Genomic DNA, 21,871 nt, shown 5'->3' with positions numbered 1-21,871 from the left:
TTACCTTATATTACTTTGTACGCTCAAACATTAGATCCCACACGCCGTGACCTAAACGGTGACCGCGTTGCTCAAATTTCGTCAATGGACGAGAATCTGGGCGAGGAACATAATCATTCGTGTCTGATTGGTTTTTGTAACCTTCAGCAACTTGCATTACTTCAAGCATATGTTCAGCATAGTTTTCCCAGTCAGTTGCCATGTGAAAAACACCACCAATTTTTAATTTGCTACGTAATTTTTGTGCAAATTCAGCCTGTACGATACGACGCTTGTGGTGACGTTTTTTGTGCCATGGATCAGGGAAGAATAGCTGCAACTTAGCTAAGCTTTCATCAGCGATACAATCGGCCAATACTTCAACCGCATCGTGCTCGAATACGCGTAAATTAGTAACTCCGGCTTCGTCGGCATCCATTAAACAAGCGCCAACACCTGGACGGTGTACTTCAATACCGATGAAGTTAAGCTCTGGAGCGTTTTTAGCCATTTCAACCAGTGACTTACCCATACCAAAGCCGATTTCTAGTACGACGTCATTATCGTTACCAAAGACATCTTTAAAGTCGAGCATGCCATTTTTGTGCTCAAGGCCCATTGTTGGCCAACACTTTTCGATGGCGGCTGCTTGGCCTTTTGTTAGGCGACCTTCGCGCTTAACGAAACTACGAATTGTGCGGATATATTTACCCTCTTGCTTTGCTTGCTCGAGGTTTGGGTTACTTGAGTCACTCATATATTTTGGCCTGATAAAAACACTGACTATAGAAAAAGGTTGCGTATTATCCCTGACCTGCGCCTTGAGTACAAGCTTTTAGCTTGCTTGGCCTAACTAACTGCAATAGACTGAGCCGCAATGAGCTTCAGCAAGTAAAGATGTTATTTTGAATTTAAGCAATAAGGAGTCAACTTGGTTCGCTAGCCAAGTGGTTGACTGGTATCACCTTCACGGCCGTAAAACTCTTCCATGGCAGTTAAATAAAACCCCTTATAAAGTGTGGATCTCTGAGGTTATGCTTCAGCAAACTCAGGTCGTCACTGTCATTCCGTATTTTGAAAAGTTCATGCAGAGCTTTCCTGATATTATTGCACTGGCCGATGCCGATGAAGATCAAGTGCTGCATCACTGGACTGGCCTTGGTTATTATGCTCGCGCACGTAACTTACATAAAACGGCAAAAATAGTCCGTGATAAATACCAAGGTGAGTTTCCAACCACGCTTGAAGAAGTAATGGATTTGCCTGGTATTGGTCGCTCAACAGCGGGGGCTATCTTATCGTTATCGCTTGGTCAGCATCACCCAATTTTGGACGGTAACGTTAAACGTGTACTCGCGCGCTTTTTTATGATCGAAGGCTGGTATGGAGTTAAAAAAGTTGAAAACCAACTGTGGTCATTATCATCACAATTAACGCCTAAAGAGTCGGTTACCGAGTTTAATCAAGCAATGATGGATTTAGGGGCAAGTCTGTGTTCACGTAGCAAGTTTGACTGTGAGCCTTGTCCTTTAAACAGTAAGTGCCTTGCTTTTAATGAAGGTAAAGTTAAAGAGTTTCCGCATTCAAAGCCTAAAAAGGCTGTACCGAAAAAGTCATGTCATCAGCTTATTTTAGCCTGTGACGATAAAGTACTTATGGAAAAACGGCCTAACTCAGGAATTTGGGGAGGCTTATTTGGCTTTTTCGAGTTTAGTGAGTTAAGCGAGCTAGAAACATTTTTAGCCCAGCATGGTTTAACGGCTAATACACAGGAACTTGAAGCGTTTACTCATGTGTTTTCGCATTTTGAGCTGACCATTAATCCACATGTTTTATCATTGCCAAGCATTCCAGATCTTATTAATGAGCGTCAATTGGTTTGGTATCCGCTTGATGAGTCTGTTGAAGTCGGCCTTGCAGCCCCTACGAAAAAGCTGGTTAAACAATTACGAGCAATAGATTACAATAACATCACGCAATAAGAGTAGAGAGCAATTATGGCACGCACAGTATTTTGTCAAAAGTTACAAAAAGAAGCTGAAGGCTTAGGCTTCCAACTATATCCAGGTGAGCTTGGTGAAAAGATTTTCAACAACATCAGTAAAGAAGCGTGGGGCCAATGGCAACACAAACAAACGATGTTGATCAACGAAAAGCATCTAAACATGATGAACCCAGAACATCGCACTTTTTTAGAAGAGCAGATGGTTGGCTTTTTATTTGAAGGTAAAGACGTTGAAATTGAAGGTTATCGTCCACCTGAAAAATAAGCACAGAAATTAAAAAGGGCCGATTGGCCCTTTTTAATTTTCACTTTCTTGGTCGGCTTTTTTGATTTGTTCTTTTAAGAACTGTGCTACTTTAGAGTATTCGATTTCGAACTCGTCGCGCAGCTCAATTAGATCGTCACTTGTTAGCTCTTCTTCTTTACAGCGTTGTTCAAATGCTGCTGCAAGTTCGGCAATTTTCATTGCCCCAATTGTTTTGGAAATTGACTTTAATTGATGGCATGACGAAATGATGGTTTCTAAATCATGATCGATCACCCCTGCATTTACCTCTTTAGTTAGTTGATTACTTTGTTCAAGGTACATTTTAAAGAAACGCAGTTTTTTAGCTTCATCGTTATTTATGTATTTACCAAGCATGCTCATATCAATTGGCATGGCAGGTTGTTTTATTTCAAGAGGAGTACGCTCTGGGTCGACTTTATGCGACCACTTTAGCAATGTTGCCTCAAGTACGTTGAGTTCGACAGGTTTTGTAATGTAGTCGTTCATGCCAATACTTAAACAACGTTCTTTTTCCCCTTTCAGTGCATTAGCGGTAATAGCAACAATATAGGGTTGGGCGTTGATGTCAGGAAGCAAAGAGGCTTCGCTGCGAATTTTTTCAACCATGTCATAGCCTGACATTTTTGGCATGTGTAAGTCGGTCAAAATGATCGAGTAGTGGTTTTCACGCCACATTTCTAATCCTTGCTCACCGTTTTCGGCCAGCTCGACACCATAACCTAATAAATGTAATTGATCTGTCAGCACTTGCTGATTCAGAACATTGTCTTCAACCAAAAGGATTAATTTATTTTCTTCACGGGCTTGATCCACGCTCAAATAGTTATTGAGTGTTTTTGCAGAGGAAATTTGTTTTGGCTGATGAAGGCCTGCAGCAACTAATAACGACACCATAAAGTTAGACTTACATAGTGGTGCTGCATTTAAATAAAAAATATTTTTATGATTAACTGCGGCTTCATCTAGCTTACTTAATACAATCACTTGTTGATGGTTGTCTTCTAAGGTGTAAAGCAAACGGCGTAGTATGTAGTTAATATCCTCCATGCTTTCGATGCCATCGAGAATCCAAATTATGTCTTTTTTATCTTGCTCTGCTTCTATTTTTTCATTGCTATTGGCAATGATTGTCGTAGCGCCCATAAATGAAAGATAACGAGTTAATAAGCTTTGTCTGCTTTCGTGCTGGGTTACAACAACCACTCGCTGGTTTTTCATCACCTGTTTGTGAGCAAAGTTAACTTTTCCTTGCGTGCTAAACGGCAGCTCAACGATAAATTCACTACCGATCCCCAAATCACTGTTTACAGTAATCGTACCTAGCATCAACTCGGTAAGGCTCTTACAGATCGAAAGCCCAAGACCTGTGCCTCCATACTCGCGTGTAATAGAGCTTTCGGCTTGAATAAATGGGTTAAATATTTCACGAAGCTGTGTCTTGGTCATGCCTTTACCGTTGTCGGAAACGCTAAAACGCAAGGTGTAATGATCGGTTGTGTTTTGCGCGACTTCGACAGATATTTTTACATGACCTTTTCGGTTATCGTCTGTGGTTGTAAATTTAATCGCGTTACTACATAGGTTATAAAGCACTTGGCGTACGCGGACTGTATCGCCAATTAAGTTGGTCGGAATATCGGGTGCTATGGCAAGTTCAAGATCTAAGTTACGCTTTTTAGCGACAGAAGACAGCACACGGGCTACTTCTTCGATAGTATCTGAGACCGAAAAAGGAATGTTATCGATATTGAGTTTTCCAGCTTCGATTTTAGAGAAGTCGAGAATGTCGTCTAAAATGCCAAGCAAGGAAAAGGCAGAGTCACGAATTATTGTACTAAGTCTATGTTGTGCACCATCGAGCTCTGTTTGACGCAGTAAATCAATAGTCCCAATCACCCCATTCATTGGTGTTCTTATTTCGTGACTCATTGTTGCTAAGAAGGTTGTTTTAGTTTCGTTGGCTTGCTCTGCTTTTAATGTTGCTTGTTCAAGTGCCAGTGTTCTGTTTTGTACTTCAGTTTCAAGGCTACTTTGTAGTTTTTGTAGATCTTGTTGTGCTGCTTTATTTTCAGTAATTGCAGACTGAACTTTACTAAGTAAATGGTTAATGTTTTTAGCTACAATATCTAAACCAAAGTCAAGGGTTTCAGTAACATGAGTGTGGTAATTTTGGTTTTCTGTAATAGCTAATAGTTCATCGCTAAGTAGTTCACTACTTTTCATAAAACGTTTATTAATATACACATTTAATAATACAGACAGAAAAATAAGTGCAATCAGAGCGACAGCAGCTAATACATATGACATTATAGCTGATTCAACAATTGGCTGTTCTTGTGAATGCTGCTTTACGATTAACTCGCCAACGGGTTGGTCGTTAAATTCAAGCACTTTGTGAATTATGCTGGCTTGTTCTAATTGCTGATTTACTTTCGTTACAGCGATGAGTTCTTCTTTATTGTTTGCAAATACCAAAGACACATCACCATTCACCTCGTACCTATATAAGTAGTAATCAAACCCAGCATTGAGTAAAAGGCTAAGATCCAGTACTTCTTTGACCTTATCTTGGCCCGGCATTGTGAGTGCACTTACTAAGGGGGGTGATAATTGTTCCACTACTTGCGCAGCATTTAGGCTTGGGTATGTAACTTGAGTTTTAGAATCCTTTGTTGGGTAAAAAGAGTAAGCTACAACCGCAAAAAGTGTAATAACAAGGTTTGTTATAATAAATAACGGTAATAGCCCTTTTACAGGAGATGTTGATTTACTCGACATGGCTTTTATCCAACAATTTTACAGCAGTAAGAAGTAGTTACTTGATTGATTAACACAATCCTACCATCAACGAAGAAAAATTCACCACGTTTTTCCTTAACCAAAGTAATAATCGTTGGAGGAAACTATTAGAATAGGAATTTTTGCTGCATAAGTAACCGTAAAAGTACGAAAAACAGCAATCTTGATTGAAAACTGTTCAAACAGTCAGAATCCTTAAAAAAAAGTTGACTTGAGAGGGCAAAACCCGTTTAATACGCCGCACGCCCAGACAGCGACAACTAGGTTTGTTGCCTAAAGGTTAGTGCCCAGATAGCTCAGTCGGTAGAGCCATTTGGAATTGCATTGAAAATCCTCTTTGGATGTTCAACATAAAGCCGAATATTGCCCAGATAGCTCAGTCGGTAGAGCAGAGGATTGAAAATCCTCGTGTCGGTGGTTCGATTCCGCCTCTGGGCACCATTATTTAATATATTGGTGTTGTATCTAATAGTTAGAACATCAGTATTGTGCAAAGCACACAAATTTAGTGTGCCGACTTAGCTCAGTTGGTAGAGCAACTGACTTGTAATCAGTAGGTCATCCGTTCAACTCGGATAGTCGGCACCATTTATTTTTAAACGAAAGTTTAGAATGCCAGGTAGCTCAATCGGTAGAGCCATCGGGAATTGCATTGAAAATCCTTGTTGATATTCTGCATAAAACTAAATATTGCCCAGATAGCTCAGTCGGTAGAGCAGAGGATTGAAAATCCTCGTGTCGGTGGTTCGATTCCGCCTCTGGGCACCATTATTTGATAATCTCTTTTAAAGTGATTATAGTGCACAGCGCACAAAAATTTAGTGTGCCGACTTAGCTCAGTTGGTAGAGCAACTGACTTGTAATCAGTAGGTCATCCGTTCAACTCGGATAGTCGGCACCATTTATTATCCTAGGCAGCAAATTGCAGTTAGGAACTTAGCCCAGATAGCTCAGTCGGTAGAGCAGAGGATTGAAAATCCTCGTGTCGGTGGTTCGATTCCGCCTCTGGGCACCATTATTTGATAATCTCTTTTAAAGTGATTATAGTGCACAGCGCACACAAATTTAGTGTGCCGACTTAGCTCAGTTGGTAGAGCAACTGACTTGTAATCAGTAGGTCATCCGTTCAACTCGGATAGTCGGCACCATTTATTATCCTAGGCAGCAAATTGCAGTCAGGAATTTAGCCCAGATAGCTCAGTTAGTAGAGCCATTGGGAGTTGCATTGAAAATCCTTCTGGATATTCTGCATAAAACTAAATATTGCCCAGATAGCTCAGTCGGTAGAGCCATCGGGAATTGCATTGAAAATCCTTGTGGATATTCAGCACAAAAACCGAATATTGCCCAGATAGCTCAGTCGGTAGAGCAGAGGATTGAAAATCCTCGTGTCGGTGGTTCGATTCCGCCTCTGGGCACCATCCTTTGTTACTTCAAACTATTTCCCTATATTTATATTAAAAATTCCTAATTAATTTAGTTTTAAATAATAACTACCAGTTTTTTAAGTGTTTGTTTTCCCAATTCAAAGTCTTAGAGTTTTATTCAATAAATAATTGCTCAAAGATTATGCTTTTTAGTTGAGTTATGGCAACATGTGATAGTATTTTGTTATTTTTAGGAACTTGATTAGGTGCTACTTATCAAAAGAGTTATTGCCATGATCAAATTATGCGAAAAGAAAAGATATAGCAAAATTGTCGAAAGTGCCTAAATAACAAAGGTTGTTTTCAAAACAACGCACTTAACTAAGAAGGTTAGGCCTAAATTTTATATTGGTTTAGTTATATGATTTTAAATTAAATAGTCATATAGTTAAACGTTATGGTCAGCATATTTAAATGGAAAGGAATATTTAATATGGATATTAAAAATATCGCACTATCTATCACATTTAGTTTTTTATTTTTAGTCGGTTGTGGTGGTAGTAGTGGTGAAGACAACCCTCCACAAAGCATTCCAGAAGCGCCTACTGATAACCCAGTGGCGAATACTTTACCCACTTTAAGTTTGAGTCCCGAAGTAGAAGTTAATGAATTAACTGAGGTTATAATTAATGCAGAGGCAACAGATTCCGATGGAACAATTACTTCAATAAAGTGGGAACAAATTTCAGGAGAGCCAGTCTCTTTAAGTGATACTGATAAGTTGATACTTTCGTTCACATCACCAAAAGTCTTAGCTTATGAAGTTGAAAAGTCGTTTACTTTTAAGTTAGTTGTTACGGATGATCAAGCTGCATCCGCTGAAGCAGAAGTGAATGTTAAAGTTATCCCTAGTAACAACGTTCCTGTTGCTGAAGCTGGAGATAACAAGACTTTCCTAGAAAATGAATTAGTAAGCTTAAGTTGTGATGAAAGCTACGATCCAGATGGTTCTGCTATAAGCTATAGCTGGGAACAAGTAGAGGGACCTCAGGTTAAAGTACTTAGTGCAGATACCTGTAACCCCTCATTTGAATTGCCTCAAGGGGCAAGTCAGCTAAGTTTTAAGTTAACAGTAGAAGATGAGGATAAAACCACCTCTTCTGACTTAGTGAGCATTGTTGGTAAGGAGTATTCGGGTACAGTAAATAGCTTTAATAAAGAAAGTTTAATTTTTCGTGATGAGTACTCTAGTGACTCAACCTACTCTTTTTCTGCAAGTGTAGAAAAAGGCATCGCTTTTACCTCGGATAACAGTCGATTAAAAGCTTTAGATATATCTGACCCTTACAATATTCGAGCGTTCGGTTGGGAGAGTGCTCAAAATGGTTATCAGGCGAGTGTCATTTTTGATGATCTATTGATTGCTGAGGGAAGAACTGGACTTTGGTTCTATGATATAAGCGACATTTCAAATATAAATCTTGTAAGTTCTATTGAAAATGCTTTCCAAAACAAAAAATTTGCTAAGTATAAAAATATAGTTTATGTATCTTCAAGCGAATTTGGGATTGAAGCGATTGATATTTCTAATTTAACATCGCCTCGCTATATAGATAGTAATACCTTAAATGAGAGTCTTTCTGGAGTAAATGACTTAAAAATTAAAGGAGATTTTTTATATGTTGCAACTGAAAGTGAGGGGTTGAAGGTATTTAATGTATCAACGCCACTTGAGTCTATTTTAGTGGCTGAGTTACCTTGTGATTGCTCTTTCAAACAAATCGAAATAAATGAGAATATAGCAGCATTAACTGGTTCAAAACAAAGCTTGCTGCTCGTTGATATTTCATTACCTACACAATTGAGCGTCATTTCAGAAACAAGCGTATCATCCCAGAATATTGCTATGGCTTTTGCTAAAAACGTTATTGCGGTTGGTGATAGCTCCGAAAGTGTCCGTTTTTTAGATATATCTGATCCTAATTTTCCTAAATGGATAGGTAAGTTACCAAACACTATAGCCTCAAAATGGCTAACTTTTCATGAAGACACTTTGCTTTTAGTAGACTATTTTAGTTCAAGCCTAGAAAGTTTTGACATTTCTTCTCTTTCAGCTCCTCTAACAAAAGAATATCAAGTTGATCAAAATTTTCAGTTAAATTCACTGGTCGTTGAAGATGAGGTTTTATACTTATCTAGCAAAGATAATAGATTAATTATTAAAGATGCCTCTAATTATGAACAGCCAGAAGTATTAAGTGAAGTTACAGTTTCTAAAGCGAATAAACTTCTAATTAGTGAAGATTTATTGTTTGTTGGTACCCAGAGCGAAGGTTTACATATCCTTAATGTTAGTGATAAGAGAGCTCCTTTTTCAGTGGGTAATATCCCATCGGCTAACCCAGTAAATGCTTTGGCTGTGAAGGGTGATAAACTTCTAATTAATACAGCTAATTCAAACCTAGTTTTATATGATATAAGTGAACCTAGTGAACCAGTAGATAAGTCAGTATTACATGGTTTAGCATCTAGAGGTGGGGCAATTTCTGATATATCCATCTCTGGAAATACAGTTCACGTTGCTGCTGAAAATGAAGCTGCGATTATCAATATTAATGAAAATAATGAGCTCAACAAACAAGGGTATTTTTTTAAAGATTGGTTTGGAGATGATAGCTGGCACTATGTCTCAATTGTTTCCTATAAAGATTACGTATATTTGTTGAGTAAATATTATGGACTAAGGATACTGAACATTTCAGAACCCGAAAACATTATTGAAGAAGCACGCCTACTGAATATTTCTGGAACGAGTTTAAAGTTAATTGGTAATGAGCTGTATGTGGTTGATCCAGAAACTGGCATTTCAAAGTACTCTATAAAAGCACCCAGCAGTCCAAAATTGTTAAGTAGTTACATAACAAGTGATTATGTTACAGATATAGCGATTCAAGGAGATAAGATCTTTAATATGGAGTGGAGTAGGGATCCGACTGCTTATTATTACAACTACTCTTTGCCTAAGAATGGATACTCTGTTTTTGATTTTGATAAGTTACTCAACGTGACTGGTGGTAAAGCAAGAGCAACTGCAGATTCGAATTTAACTTATGATGTAACTTGGGATTTTGACGGTAAAATAAAGCTGGATTGTATTGTGAGTGGAGGGGAATGTGAAGTGGCTCTCGATACACAAAATAACAGTGCTAAAGTCTTGTGGAACACTCCTATTAGTAAAGGTGAATATCAAATTTCGATATTAATAGGTAATACCAGCTTTTTTAATTCATATGAAGACATGTTAATTTTAGATTGAGTTTTTACTAGATGTTAAAATGCGTACTCTCCCTGTAACTAGGGAGAGTGCTTCAAGTATTAGGTTATCCTTTTTAAACATTACCACTAAAGCTTTAGCGCTCACTTGGCATAAGGAGCAAGGTCACCGTGTAGTGATAGTTTCAGGAGAGTGTGCAACAAAAAATTGCTTTGGACCTGAAAAAGTTTCGAGAATTAAAACTGCTTATACTCTCTCTGAATTTGAACATATTTATGCTTATGGCGATAGCTCTGGCGATACAGAGCTTCTTGAGTTAGCAGATACGTCTGGTTATCAGATTTTATAGTTTAATGTTTTCGTTTTTTATCTCTAGAGTTTAGCCTCTTATCGTATGCCTATGTCAGGCAGTGTAATTTTATGTAAAGTCAGTTGAGCAAAACTTAACGTGGTGCTTGAATAACATTCATAAATTGATGTTTTTCAGGTTTTTAGAATGAATTGGCAATATAAGCCGAGTTTATTGGCTTTAAGTGTAATTTTGCTAAGTGCATGTGCGAGCCAGCCGACTCACAATGAGCGAGTTGCTGAGCTTGAGACTGTGCCAAGTGCATGGCAGCAACTTCCTTCTGGCGGCAAGGTGCTTGCAGTTGAAGATAACTGGTTGCAGCAATTACACGACCCTCAAGTTTTTACTTTAGTTGAGCAAGCATTAGCCCATAACCAAGCGATTTTACAAGCGGGGTACGATGTCGCGATTAAAGAGCAGCAGCTTATTGCTGCTGGGGCTGATTTATGGCCCAGCCTTGATTTATCAACACGTGCAAGCCGAAGTAAAGATAATCGTCCTGTTAGCTACAACAACGCCAGCTCAGCATCATTAGAGTTAAGCTACGAAGTTGATTTATGGGGTAAATTATCGGCTTCAGAACGACAAGCAAACCTTGAATACCTAGCTGCAAAAGCCACCTTTGCGCAAAGCAAACAACAATTAGTGGCTGATGTAGTATCAGGTTGGTTTGATGTAATCACAAATCAAAAACTGCTCGAACTTTATAAACAGCGCGAACAAAATGCCGAACAGAATCTATCGATCATTGAGTCGGGTTATCGCCAAGGTTTAAATGAAGCGCTCGACGTCTATCTTGCTCGTAATGAGCTAAATACTGAGCGCTCGAACATTGCCGCGCAGCAAGCAACTTTAATTAAATCGATCCGTGATTTAGAGCGTTTAACAGGCCAATACCCAACTGGCGCGTTAAGCGTTAGCGCAGATTTACCACTACTCGATAGTGCCATTCCACTTGGTTTACCTTCAGAGCTTATTACTCGCAAACCTGAGTTAATGGCAAGCTGGTATCAATTACTTAGTACCGATGCTGGGCTTGCTTATGCGCATAAACAGCGTTTTCCGAGCTTAAACCTTTCTGCATCAATCAGTGATAGCACAGATAGAGTGAGCGACTTATTTTCGCCTTCAAGCTTAGCGTGGTCGTTGATTGGTAGTATTTCGATGCCGCTTTTTGAAGGTGGCCGCTTAAAAGCCAATGAAGAACAAGCAAGGTTAAACGTTAAGCGCCAAGAACAGGCTTATCTTGCCACACTTTATGATGCCTTTAACGATGTTGAAACAGCGATTAGCCAAGAACAAGCGCTTAAAGTACGCTACGAAAAAACCTTAGAAGCGCAGGAAAACGCTATTGCTGCAGAGCGTTTGTCTTTTGAACAATATCAAAGTGGTTTGGTTACCTACACCACGGTACTTGATGCGCAAGACCGTTCGTTCAATGCGCAAAGTTCGGTAATCGAAATTAAAAACCAGTTAATTATCAACAGAATCAACTTACATATTGCCCTTGGTGGTGATTTTAGTGAAGCAAACAGCGAAGTAGCAGAGCAATAATCATGAATAGCAAGACACGTAAAATTTTAATTCCATTGGTAGTGATCGTTGTAACGGTGCTGCTTGTCATGTTTATAAAAGGCAACCCGCCAAAGGCTAACCGCTTTTCTTCACCGCCAAAAGCAAAAGTGAATGTGGCTGTTAAAACCCTTACACCAGAAACTTATCAAGTGATGATTGATAGCTTTGGCACCGTAAAACCACGTACGCAAAGTATGCTAGTGGCGCAGGCTTCAGGACAAATTATTGAAATTAGTGAGCAATTTCGTGAAGGTGGCTTTTTTGAAAAAGGCGATGTGTTGTTGCAACTAGATGATAGAGATCACCGCGCCGAAGTAAAATCAGCACAAGCGGCTTTATTAACCGCTGAGCAAAGCCTACTCGAAGAGCAAGCGCGTGGTCGCCAAGCAGTTACCGATTGGGAGCGCTTAGGCAAGGGCGAACAAGCAAGTAGCCTGGTACTGCGTAAGCCACAACTTGCAGCAGCCGAAGCAAGTGTATTGTCTGCCCAAGCGACGCTTGAAAAAGCGAAGCTTGATTTAGAGCGTACAAAAATCACTGCTCCATACGCAGGGCGAGTTTTAAGCCGCAGCGTAGATTTAGGTCAAGTGGTGAGTAATAACATGGAACTTGCTAGCATTTATGCCATTGATCGTGTTGAAATTCGCTTACCAATCAAAAATAAAGACTTACCGTTCATTAATTTACCAGAACAATTTCGTGATGGTGCTAAAAATAGCGCCGGTTCACTCGTTAACTTCAGCTCAGATCTCGTAGGTAAGCAGCAATGGCAAGGTCAAGTTATTCGCACCGAAGGGGCCATTGATGAAAGCGCGCAGCAGCTTTACGTGGTTGCACAAATTAATGACCCTTACAAAGCCACTTCTGCGAATCAATACCCAATTAAAATTGGTCAGTACATCAAAGCACAAATTACCGGCAAGGCGGTTGAAAATGCCATTGTGATCCCAAACAGTGCAATTTACCAAGGCACTTATGTATATGTTGAAGAGCAAGGTGTACTGCGTCGCAAAAACATCTCACTAGCTTGGCAAAACGCGACTCAAGCTATGGTTGCCGAAGGCTTATCGGCAGGAGAACATTTAGTGATTACACCGCTTGGTCAAGTAAGCTCAGGTACACAAGTGACGGTAATGGGTAGCGAAGCGTATCAAGCTACACGTGGTAAAGCACAGCGTCCAAGCCGTGAAGAGCTTGAAAAGCAAGCAAAAGAGCAAGGTATTACAGTTGAAAAACTAATTGAACAACGCCGCGCTGCTCGTGAGCAAGGAGCGCAATAATGATAGCTTGGTTTACAAAGAATCATGTTGCAGCAAACTTATTGCTGATCAGCATTTTATTAGCGGGGCTATTTAGCGTTTCGACGCAAATACCACTTGAAGTGTTCCCTTCATTTGAAGCAGACCGTATCAGTGTTAGCGTGACCCTACGTGGCTCAACACCTGAAGATGTTGAAAAAGGTGTCGCTATCCGTATTGAGGAAGCGGTGCAAGATCTTGAAGGCATAAAGCGTATTACTAGCCGCTCATCAGAAGGGTCTGCCTCGGTATCAATTGAAGTCGATACTGGCTATGACCCAAGGGAGCTATTAGCCGATATTAAAAGTCGGGTTGATGCCATTAACACGTTTCCGGTCGATGCAGAAAAACCAGTTGTGGCACTCGCGCAGCGCACTCGTGAAGTAATAGCGGTAACTGTGTCGAGTGAATATGGCGAAAAAGAAACCCTAGAATATGCCGAGCATGTACGTGATGACTTATTACGCTTGCCGGAAATCACTCAGGTAGAGCTAAGTGGGGTGCGTGATTACGAAATTGCCATTGAAGTAAGTCAAGATACATTACGCCAATACGATTTACGCTTATCGGACATTTCTTCAGCAATTAGTAATTCAAGTACCGATGTTTCAGCGGGTAACTTAAAAACCGAAGGGGGTGATGTACTCATTCGCTCAAAAGGCCAAGCCTATCGTAAAGATGAGTTTGCCCAAGTTGTGGTGAAGTACCAAGCTGATGGTACCATTATTCGCTTAGGCGACATTGCCCGTATTACCGATGACTTTGAAGAAACCCCAGTTCGTACTCGCTTTAATGGTAAGCAAGCGGCGTTTATTGATGTGTATCGCATTGGTCCACAAAGTGCGATTGAAGTTGCTGATGCGGTAAAAAATTACATTACCGAGCATCAAAGTCAGCTGCCTGAAGGGTTTGAGTTAAGCTTTTGGGATGACGACTCTGAAATCGTGAAAAGCCGTATTGCGACGCTAACAACCAATGCTATTCAGGGTGGTATTTTAGTTCTTGCGTTACTGACCTTGTTCTTGCGTCCTGCTATTGCCTTTTGGGTGTTTATTGGTATTCCTGTGTCGTTCATGGGCGCGTTTTTAGCCATGCCAATTTTTGGTATTACGCTTAATGTAATGAGTTTATTCGGCTTTATTTTGGTACTCGGTATTGTTGTTGATGATGCCATTGTGACCGGTGAAAACGTCTACACCCACCTAAAAACAGCCGAAAATGGTGAACAAGCTGCTATTCGTGGTACGCAAGAAGTTGCGACACCCGTTACCTTTGGTGTACTAACAACGGTTGCCGCATTTTTACCATTAGCTTTTATCGAAGGTAACCGTGGTGCCTTATTTGCGCAAATTCCTGTTGTCGTTATTCCGGTATTGCTGTTCTCTTTAATTGAGTCTAAATTTGTTCTGCCGGCTCACTTAAAGTACTTAAAGCTACGTAGTGAAAAAGCAAATCCGTCAAAACTGCAGCAGTTTCAGCAGCGTTTTGCCGATGGCTTTGAACACGCCATAATGAAGTACTATCAGCCGCTACTAAATGTTGCGCTAAAGAATAAATTAGCAACGGTCAGCTTGTTCGTCGGTATTTTCTTTATCATTTTGACCCTGATCACCAGCGGTTGGACGAAGTTTATATTCTTCCCGCGTATTCCAAGTGAAACCGTTCGTGCAGAGCTAACATTCCCTGCTGGAACACCGTTTGAAGTGACCAACAAGTACATCATCGATATGTCAGATAAGGCCAAAGAGCTACAAGACAAGTATCGTGATGAAGATGGCCAAAGCGTGATTTTAAATATTTTGGCAACCACGGGTGGCCGAGGTGGTTCGTCAAATACAGGTAGTGTGCGCTTTGAAATCACACCAGCCGAAAAACGTGAATCAGATATTGGCTCTCGAGAGCTTGCCAGTGAATGGCGTGACCTTATCGGTATTATACCTGGGGCTGAGAGTGTGACTTTCCGTGCTGAATTTGGTCGCAGTTCAGATCCTATTGACGTGCAGCTAAGTGGCAGCTCAATCGACACCCTTGAAGCTGTGGCAGAAAAAGTTAAAGAGCGTTTAGCAACTTACCCAACTGTGTACGAAATTGCTGATAGCATGTCAGATGGTAAAGACGAGCTGCAAATTGAGCTAACAGAGCAAGGTTTGGCGCTTGGTTTAAATCGTGTTGATGTATCGCAGCAAGTGCGTAATTCGTTCTTTGGTGCGCAAGTTCAACGTATTCAACGTGGTCGTGATGATGTGCGTGTAATGGTGCGTTTGCCAATTGAAGAACGTCGTTCAGTTGCTGATTTAACTGATATTTTAATTAAAACCCCAACGGGTGGCACAGTACCATTGTCGCATGTGGCGACCTTAGTACCGGGGCAAAGTCCATCGTCTATTTATCGTATTGATCGCTATCGTACGTTGAATGTAACAGCCGATGTTGAAAAATCAAATACCAATATGACGGTACTGCAAGCAGACTTAAAAACTTACTTAGATGAGCTAATGGTGCAATACCCAGGTGTTGATTACTCGCTCGAAGGTGAAGCCAAAGAGCAGCGTGAATCATTTGGTTCACTCGCTTGGGGTCTGGTGTTTGTATTCTTTATTATTTATGCGTTATTAGCGATACCGTTTAAATCATATATGCAGCCATTAATTGTGATGAGTGTTATTCCGTTTGGCATGATAGGTGCGGTAATGGGTCACTGGGTAATGGGCATGGAGTTAACCATTATGAGCTTACTTGGCATGTTAGCCTTGATAGGTGTTGTAGTGAATGACTCTTTGGTATTGGTTGATTTTATCAATAAGAAGCGTGAAGAGGGCGGTGATTTACTTGAAACCGTTAAGCTTGCAGGGGCTGCACGTTTTCGCCCAGTAATGCTAACCAGTTTAACCACCTTTATTGGTTTAATGCCGCTGTTATTTGAAAAAGCAACGCAAGCACAATTCCTTATTCCAATGGCGGTAAGCCTTGGCTTTGGAATCATCTTCGCAACGCTTATCACCTTACTATTAGTGCCAGTTAATTACCTATTAATGGAGCGCTTTCAGGGATGGTTTAAATAAGGCGCGAAGTTAAAAATTGGCGCTTGGTTGAGGCTAGGTGCTAGGATGCGGGGTAAACCCGCAGCTACAGGTAACGATGTGGCGGCGGATTTATCCCACCGCAAAATATAAGAGTTACTAGATATCAGTCGTCAGAAGTTAGATTGTGCCTGCACACAGTTAAAGTGAAATGCTCACCCGTAGGCGTGAAATTTATTTCGCACGAATAAGTCAGTTATTGTAAAAACGAAAAACTACAGAGAAGATTTCGATATCTGATAGATAAAAAGAAAAGGTGTTCCCCAAGTATGCGGTGCCCGGTGTCAGTCCTGAAACCTTGAGGTTTCAGGGCGGGAATCTGCGGTTTACCGTAGGCTTCTCGGTACATGCCGAGCTTGCACAATAGTAGACGAACAGAAACCCTAACATAAAATTTATCGGCTCAGGGACTTAACCAAGCTCCTGCACCCTAGGGAACACCTTCAGTATATAAGACAAGTTTCAATCCTTAAACCATAGAAGTAAAAAAAGCGGATCGTTCGGGTAGTTTTTCCCCACCTTTAACTGCTTATTTACTTTTCAGATTGCTTTTTGACCTCAATCATACAATTAATTGGAGTTGCGATTTATCGAGTGGTAGCATGGTGTTACTTAGCCGAACAAAGAAAAAGTTATGAGCACGTTACCTGATTACCAACAAGCCCAATTGTTATTAGAAAAGAGTGAAATTTTTGTCGCACCAGCCGAAGCTCATGGTGTGATCAGTGGTTTATTAGCCTGTGGCATCAATATCGAAGCCGACGAATACTTAGGTTTATTAAGTGATGTATTCAACGATGGCTTAGCCTTTAATAAAGATTTAAAAGCATTTTTTGCTGATGTGTATTCTCAGGTTGTTGCCAGCTTTAGCGATGAAGAGTTTCAATTTGACCTATTCCTACCAAGCGACGACGAAACACTGATCGATTTAGCTAATGGCCTAGTATCTTGGGTATCGGGTTTTATGCTTGGTTTTGGTTTAAAGCAAAAAGATTACGGCAAGTTATCTGCTGATGTGAAAGAAGTGATCAGCGATTTTAGTGAAATTACCCGCCTAGACACCCTATTTGAAGAGACCGAAGAAGACAGCCAAGCACTGCACGAAGTGATTGAGTATGTGCGTGTTTCTGCGCTGCTATGTTTTGCTGAGCTAGGTAAAGAGCCAGCAGATAAAAACCCTAAGAAGACCCTTCACTAATCAAATTACAGAGGTTTAGCATGTCGTCTATTGCAATCGATAAAGCTGAATTTAAAGCCCGTCGTGAGCACTTGCTTGCGATGATGGATAAAAATAGCGTTGCTATTATTCCTGCGGCAGGAGAAGTAACGCGCAGCCGTGATACTGAATATGCATTTCGCCAAGACAGTGACTTTTTCTATCTAACTGGGTTTAACGAACCAGATGCGGTTTTAGTGCTTTGCCCGTCGAGCGATACACCAAGTACCCTAATTTGCCGTAACAAAGACAAGCTAGCTGAAATTTGGCATGGCCGTAGAATTGGCTTCGAAAAAGCTAAATCTGAGTACTTATTCGACGCAACTTGCCCACTTACTGAACTAGATGAACAATTATTAGATTTGGTGAACGGCCAGCAGATTTTATTTTATGCACAAGGCACTTACGCAAACTTTGATGCAAAAATTTGGGATTTATTAAGCACACTTCGCGGCGCACCTAAAAAAGGCTATAAAGCCCCACATACCATTAAAGATATTCGTGGTTTAGTGCATGAAATGCGTTTGTTTAAATCTGATGCAGAATTAAACATTATGCGCGCAGCGTGCGAAATTAGTGCACAAGGCCATATTCGCGCTATGCAGTTTGCCAAACCTGGCGCAACTGAATACCAATTAGAAGCAGAGCTTCACCACCATTATGCAATGAATGGTGCACGTCATCCTGCTTATGGCACGATTGTCGGCAGTGGCGACAACGCTAACATTTTGCACTACACACAAAATGATGCTGAGCTAAAAGATGGCGATTTAGTATTAATTGATTCTGGCTGTGAACTTGAAGGGTATGCGGCAGATATCACACGTACTTTCCCAATCAATGGCAAGTTTAGCGAACCACAAGCGGCGCTTTACAATATTGTATTAGCAGCTCAAGAAGCAGCATTTAGCCAAGTAAAGCCGGGCGGTAGTTTATCGAAAGCGAATGAATTAGCCTCAACGGTACTGACGCAAGGGCTGATTGATTTAGGCATTTTAACTGGTGAGCTTGATGAGCTAATGGCAAACCAAGCGTGCAAAGCGTTTTACATGCATGGCCTTGGCCATTGGTTAGGGTTAGATGTGCACGATGTTGGCGAATATAAGCTTGATGAAAAAGAGCGCGTATTTGAGCCAGCAATGGTGCTCACCATCGAGCCAGGTTTATATATTAGCGAAGATGCAAAAGTACCAGAGCAATATAAAGGCATTGGTATTCGTATTGAAGATAACTTACTTGTCACTCAAGATGGCCATGAAAACCTGACTATTTCGGTTCCTAAAACCATTCGTGACATTGAAGCAGTGATGCAAGCAAACAAAGGCTAGGAGCAAGCGTGGCAAAGCAGTTTGATGTTGTCATTATCGGCGGTGGAATGGCGGGTGCAAGTTGTGCACTGGGCCTAAAACAGAGCAATAAGCAGTTATCAATCGCTGTAATTGAAGCAAATGAAGTAAGCGCAGACTATCATCCTAGCTTTGATGATAGAAGTATTGCGCTGGCTCAGCAGTCTGTTCAGTACTTAAAATCAATCAATGCGTTTGATTGCCAAGCGCCATTTGCGGCAGCGATTAAAAAAGTAACTGTATCTGACCGTGGTCATTTTGGTAAAACGCATATTGATTGCCAAGAATACGGTCATGATGCCCTTGGTTATGTGGTCGAAGTGAACCCATTTGGGCGCAGCCTTCATCAGCAACTTACGCGTACTGATGTTAGTTTGTTTTGTCCTGATACGGTTGCCAAGCTTGAATATCAAAGCGATTGTGCCAATATCACGCTGAGCTCCGGTGAGCTGTTGAGCGCAAAGCTTGTGGTGATTGCCGATGGTGCTCATTCGCAAAGCCGTAAACTAGCCAATATAGAGTTTAATACTCGCGCTTATCAGCAAGCGGCGATTATCGCTAACATCGAAGTGGCTGGTGGTCATCATCATCATGCCTTTGAGCGTTTTACTGAGCACGGCCCAATGGCGTTGTTGCCAATGAGTAATAACCGATACTCACTGGTGTGGTGCATGGAGCCTGAGCAAATTGAGCACATTATGGCGCTTGAAGACGATGCCTTTTTAGCTGTGTTACAAAAAGCATTTGGTTACTGCGGCGGCGCATTTAGCAAAGTGGGTATGCGTGCAAGTTATCCGCTTGTGTACGGTAAAGCCGAGTCACTGAGTAGCCACCGTACAGTATTAATTGGTAATGCAGGGCATGCTATTCACCCAATTGCAGGGCAGGGCTTTAATTTAGGCCTGCGTGATGTGCAATTATTGTGTGATATGGCAAATAGAAGTGACCTTGGTGATTACGCCTTTACCCGTTATTACAGTCAAACTCGCAGTAAAGATATTACGACCGTGATGACACTCACAGACAGCCTTGTGCGTTTGTTCTCTAACTCATCACGATTGCTCGCGCTTGGTCGCAGCATTGGCCTTTTCTCAATGGATTTATTCTCCTCGTTAAAAACCCCGCTGGCAAAACAGCTTATGGGTCAGGTTAAGCAAGGTAAACGGATATGAAACAAGCACAAGTTTGTATTGTCGGTGGTGGCTGTGTTGGCCTTACGCTAGCACTAGGTTTAGCAAAAGCAGATATCAGCGTGGTGGTGATTGATGCGAGTAAAAATCAAACCTTACCGGGTGATGATTACGCACTGCGCGTGAGCGCATTGAGCCTGGCTAGTCAGGGCTTATTCGAGTCTTTAAATGTATGGCCAGAGATCATTAAACAACGTGCTACACCTTATACGTCGATGGATGTACGCGATCAAGACAGCTTTGGTAAAATTCATTTTGATCATAACGATCTCGACTTACCGCAGCTCGGTCATATCGTTGAAAACGACATTATTCGCTACGCTTTAATTAGCGAACTTGAAAAGCAAAGTAATGCCACTTTACTGTTCGAAACCCGCTATCAGCAAATTCATCAAACCGACTCTGATGTGTTTATTACTCTTGAAAGTGGTGAGCCTGTGATTGCTAAACTTTTAGTAGCGGCTGATGGTGCTAACTCGGCTATTCGCAAACAGTTCAACATGCCAATTACCTTTAAAGACTATGACCATCACGCCATTGTTGCTACGGTGAAAACTGCTGAAGAGCATAACAACACCGCACGCCAAGTGTTTTTGCCAACTGGGCCGCTGGCGTTTTTACCCTTGCCAGATAAACATACGCACTCAATTGTCTGGTCAACAAGTCCAGAGCATTGCGACACACTTTTAGCGCTTGATGATAGCAACTTTAATAAAGCGGTTATGGCAGCCCTCGATGGCCAATGTGGTTTATGTGAAGTGCAAAGTGAGCGCATGGCGTTTCCACTTAAGATGCGTTATGCCCAGCAGTGGGTGTCGGGCAACGTGGTATTAATGGGCGATGCAGCGCATACCATTCATCCATTAGCTGGTTTAGGCATGAACCTTGGCCTAAAAGACGCTGCTTATTTAATTGAGCTATTAAGTAATGAGCAAGGCGAGTTTGCAAGTGCACGTACGCTGCGTGATTATGAACGTACCCGTAAGCTTGATGCACAAAAACACATTGCCATGATGCAAGGCTTAAAAGAGCTATTTGCAGGTGCTAACCCACTGAAAAAGCTTGTACGTGGCGTTGGCTTAAGCCTTGTAGACAACCTTGGGCCAATTAAGCACTTATTTGCCAAAGAGGCCATTGGTAAATAGCTATATTAGCGATTTTTGTTTCAAACGTTTTCTAAATTGGCTCGGTGTCGAGCCTTTTAACGTTAAAAAACGTCGATTAAAGTTTGATGCGTTTTTAAATCCGCACTGATCGCTAATTGCTGTGATAGAACGATTTGTATTAATCAGTAACTTGCATGCCTTACCAATTCTAAGCTGATTAATAAACTCAGTGAGCGTTCGCTCCATTCGTTTTTTAAAAAAACGATGAAAATGGTTTGTACTCATATGTGCCATTTTAGCGAGTTGCTCTGCGTATAGCGGCTCTGTGTAGCATTGGTAAATATATTCAATTACTTTATCAAACTTATCTTTGCTAGGATCTGTTCTGTCGGTATATCGAAACCCAGAGCTTGATAACGACAAGGCACTGTTATCTTGGCTCATAAGTCTTAGTAATTTTAATAGTCCTAAATATTGCTCAAACGGTTCACTGTGTTCAATTTCTTCAAAGTATGATTTAGCATGTCGAGCACATGCTTTTGAAAATTTGAGTCCTTGATAAGAGTCTAGGAGTAACCCTTCTAGGGAGTGTAGCTCTGGGTGGCTATCAATCAGTTGAAATAACCATTGCTTGGGGATTTGTGCAACATGAACAACTTGGTTGCTCTGATCCTGATTGGGTGTTGATTGCCATGTGTGGGGCAAATCAGGGCCGAGTAAAACTAAATCTAACTCGTCGTAAGGCGCAATATAATCACCAATATGACATACACCTTGGCTATTCAGTGTTAAACAGACTTCAAATTCTGGATGGTAATGCCAATTAAATGGAATGTAATCAAGCTGATATTTACAGTATCGCCACGATGAGTTTGTATTGGGGATCACTTTTTCGCACATTGCACGCATTGAATCAGCCTATTATTATTTTTAATTTCCTTATTTGAGCAAATGTTAAGATTGATAGTGATACTATTCTATTACCTTTTGGTATTAAC

The 21,871-nt window shown here is 41.0% G+C and carries 14 protein-coding genes, 7 tRNA genes and 1 other RNA gene; 18 read left to right on the top strand and 4 right to left on the bottom strand.

What is annotated here, in order from left to right:
* Positions 1–10: 10 nt before the first annotated feature.
* Positions 11–736: a tRNA (guanosine(46)-N7)-methyltransferase TrmB gene (trmB, locus tag L3V38_RS12290; protein WP_237119591.1), complete on the bottom strand. Its 726-nt coding sequence runs from the start codon at positions 734–736 to the stop codon at positions 11–13.
* Positions 737–881: 145 nt separating this feature from the next.
* Here trmB and mutY point away from each other — a divergent pair, with 145 nt between their 5' ends.
* Entirely contained in the window at positions 882–1,961 is a 1,080-nt protein-coding gene (mutY, locus tag L3V38_RS12285) for an A/G-specific adenine glycosylase (protein WP_130151085.1), read from the top strand.
* A gap of 15 nt (positions 1,962–1,976) precedes the next feature.
* Complete coding sequence (locus tag L3V38_RS12280; protein ID WP_237119590.1) at positions 1,977–2,249, top strand: oxidative damage protection protein; 273 nt, start codon at positions 1,977–1,979, stop codon at positions 2,247–2,249.
* 33 nt (positions 2,250–2,282) lie between these two features.
* Here L3V38_RS12280 and L3V38_RS12275 read toward each other — a convergent pair whose 3' ends face one another.
* A complete protein-coding gene (locus tag L3V38_RS12275) occupies positions 2,283–5,051 on the bottom strand; it encodes an ATP-binding protein (protein ID WP_237119589.1) in 2,769 nt (922 codons plus the stop codon).
* A 386-nt stretch (positions 5,052–5,437) separates the two neighbouring features.
* Here L3V38_RS12275 and L3V38_RS12270 point away from each other — a divergent pair.
* From L3V38_RS12270 to L3V38_RS12215, 12 genes are all read left to right on the top strand, one after another.
* Positions 5,438–5,513 (top strand) — tRNA-Phe (locus L3V38_RS12270).
* A gap of 71 nt (positions 5,514–5,584) precedes the next feature.
* A tRNA-Thr gene (locus L3V38_RS12265) sits at positions 5,585–5,660 on the top strand.
* 104 nt (positions 5,661–5,764) lie between these two features.
* Positions 5,765–5,840 (top strand) — tRNA-Phe (locus tag L3V38_RS12260).
* 57 nt (positions 5,841–5,897) lie between these two features.
* A tRNA-Thr gene (locus L3V38_RS12255) sits at positions 5,898–5,973 on the top strand.
* A gap of 38 nt (positions 5,974–6,011) precedes the next feature.
* A tRNA-Phe gene (locus tag L3V38_RS12250) sits at positions 6,012–6,087 on the top strand.
* Positions 6,088–6,144: 57 nt separating this feature from the next.
* Positions 6,145–6,220: transfer RNA gene (locus L3V38_RS12245), tRNA-Thr, on the top strand.
* A gap of 197 nt (positions 6,221–6,417) precedes the next feature.
* A tRNA-Phe gene (locus L3V38_RS12240) sits at positions 6,418–6,493 on the top strand.
* A gap of 439 nt (positions 6,494–6,932) precedes the next feature.
* Positions 6,933–9,755: a hypothetical protein gene (locus L3V38_RS12235; protein ID WP_237119588.1), complete on the top strand. Its 2,823-nt coding sequence runs from the start codon at positions 6,933–6,935 to the stop codon at positions 9,753–9,755.
* Positions 9,756–9,774: 19 nt separating this feature from the next.
* The gene (locus L3V38_RS12230; protein ID WP_237119587.1) at positions 9,775–10,062 is read left to right on the top strand and encodes a hypothetical protein; all 288 of its coding nucleotides are present in this window, start codon (positions 9,775–9,777) and stop codon (positions 10,060–10,062) included.
* Positions 10,063–10,209: 147 nt separating this feature from the next.
* Positions 10,210–11,616: a TolC family protein gene (locus tag L3V38_RS12225; RefSeq protein WP_237119586.1), complete on the top strand. Its 1,407-nt coding sequence runs from the start codon at positions 10,210–10,212 to the stop codon at positions 11,614–11,616.
* A 2-nt stretch (positions 11,617–11,618) separates the two neighbouring features.
* Positions 11,619–12,917 (top strand): efflux RND transporter periplasmic adaptor subunit, encoded by a 1,299-nt coding sequence (locus tag L3V38_RS12220; protein ID WP_237119585.1) that lies wholly within the window; start codon positions 11,619–11,621, stop codon positions 12,915–12,917.
* Positions 12,917–15,997, top strand: coding sequence for an efflux RND transporter permease subunit (locus L3V38_RS12215; protein ID WP_105181204.1), 3,081 nt, complete (start codon positions 12,917–12,919; stop codon positions 15,995–15,997). Before L3V38_RS12220 ends, L3V38_RS12215 begins: the two co-directional genes overlap by 1 nt.
* Before the next feature lie 274 nt (positions 15,998–16,271).
* Here the strand turns inward: L3V38_RS12215 and ssrS are convergent.
* Positions 16,272–16,455: non-coding RNA, 6S RNA (ssrS, locus tag L3V38_RS12210), on the bottom strand.
* A 194-nt stretch (positions 16,456–16,649) separates the two neighbouring features.
* Here ssrS and L3V38_RS12205 point away from each other — a divergent pair.
* The 4 genes from L3V38_RS12205 to L3V38_RS12190 are packed head-to-tail and all read left to right on the top strand — an operon-like array spanning position 16,650 to position 20,912.
* Positions 16,650–17,213, top strand: a complete 564-nt coding sequence (locus tag L3V38_RS12205; RefSeq protein ID WP_237119584.1) for a UPF0149 family protein — start codon at positions 16,650–16,652, stop codon at positions 17,211–17,213.
* Between the two features lie 20 nt (positions 17,214–17,233).
* Complete coding sequence (gene pepP / locus L3V38_RS12200) at positions 17,234–18,559, top strand: Xaa-Pro aminopeptidase (RefSeq protein WP_237119583.1); 1,326 nt, start codon at positions 17,234–17,236, stop codon at positions 18,557–18,559.
* Positions 18,560–18,567: 8 nt separating this feature from the next.
* Entirely contained in the window at positions 18,568–19,749 is a 1,182-nt protein-coding gene (ubiH, locus tag L3V38_RS12195; RefSeq protein ID WP_237119582.1) for a 2-octaprenyl-6-methoxyphenyl hydroxylase, read from the top strand.
* Positions 19,746–20,912, top strand: a complete 1,167-nt coding sequence (locus L3V38_RS12190; protein ID WP_237119581.1) for an FAD-dependent monooxygenase — start codon at positions 19,746–19,748, stop codon at positions 20,910–20,912. Before ubiH ends, L3V38_RS12190 begins: the two co-directional genes overlap by 4 nt.
* Here the strand turns inward: L3V38_RS12190 and L3V38_RS12185 are convergent, their stop codons facing one another.
* On the bottom strand, positions 20,913–21,782 hold the full coding sequence (locus L3V38_RS12185) for an AraC family transcriptional regulator (RefSeq protein WP_237119580.1): 870 nt from the start codon (positions 21,780–21,782) through the stop codon (positions 20,913–20,915).
* Positions 21,783–21,871: the final 89 nt, after the last annotated feature.

It is taken from the genome of Pseudoalteromonas sp. L1, assembly GCF_021728095.1.
Taxonomy (GTDB): Bacteria; Pseudomonadota; Gammaproteobacteria; order Enterobacterales; family Alteromonadaceae; genus Pseudoalteromonas.
The sequence above is the reverse complement of the archived record's forward strand: the minus strand, read 5'-3'. Positions and strand labels throughout refer to the sequence as shown.

Excerpts from the sequence above, each read along its gene's own strand:
- L3V38_RS12280 (WP_237119590.1), top strand. The coding sequence starts at position 1,977 with ATGGCACGCACAGTATTTTGTCAAAAGTTACAAAAAGAAGCTGAAGGC.
- trmB (WP_237119591.1), bottom strand. The coding sequence starts at position 736 with ATGAGTGACTCAAGTAACCCAAACCTCGAGCAAGCAAAGCAAGAGGGT.
- L3V38_RS12230 (WP_237119587.1), top strand. The coding sequence starts at position 9,775 with ATGCGTACTCTCCCTGTAACTAGGGAGAGTGCTTCAAGTATTAGGTTA.
- L3V38_RS12205 (WP_237119584.1), top strand. The coding sequence starts at position 16,650 with ATGAGCACGTTACCTGATTACCAACAAGCCCAATTGTTATTAGAAAAG.
- L3V38_RS12220 (WP_237119585.1), top strand. The coding sequence starts at position 11,619 with ATGAATAGCAAGACACGTAAAATTTTAATTCCATTGGTAGTGATCGTT.
- pepP (WP_237119583.1), top strand. The coding sequence starts at position 17,234 with ATGTCGTCTATTGCAATCGATAAAGCTGAATTTAAAGCCCGTCGTGAG.
- L3V38_RS12275 (WP_237119589.1), bottom strand. The coding sequence starts at position 5,051 with ATGTCGAGTAAATCAACATCTCCTGTAAAAGGGCTATTACCGTTATTT.
- L3V38_RS12185 (WP_237119580.1), bottom strand. The coding sequence starts at position 21,782 with ATGCGTGCAATGTGCGAAAAAGTGATCCCCAATACAAACTCATCGTGG.
- L3V38_RS12235 (WP_237119588.1), top strand. The coding sequence starts at position 6,933 with ATGGATATTAAAAATATCGCACTATCTATCACATTTAGTTTTTTATTT.
- L3V38_RS12190 (WP_237119581.1), top strand. The coding sequence starts at position 19,746 with ATGAAACAAGCACAAGTTTGTATTGTCGGTGGTGGCTGTGTTGGCCTT.
- L3V38_RS12225 (WP_237119586.1), top strand. The coding sequence starts at position 10,210 with ATGAATTGGCAATATAAGCCGAGTTTATTGGCTTTAAGTGTAATTTTG.
- L3V38_RS12215 (WP_105181204.1), top strand. The coding sequence starts at position 12,917 with ATGATAGCTTGGTTTACAAAGAATCATGTTGCAGCAAACTTATTGCTG.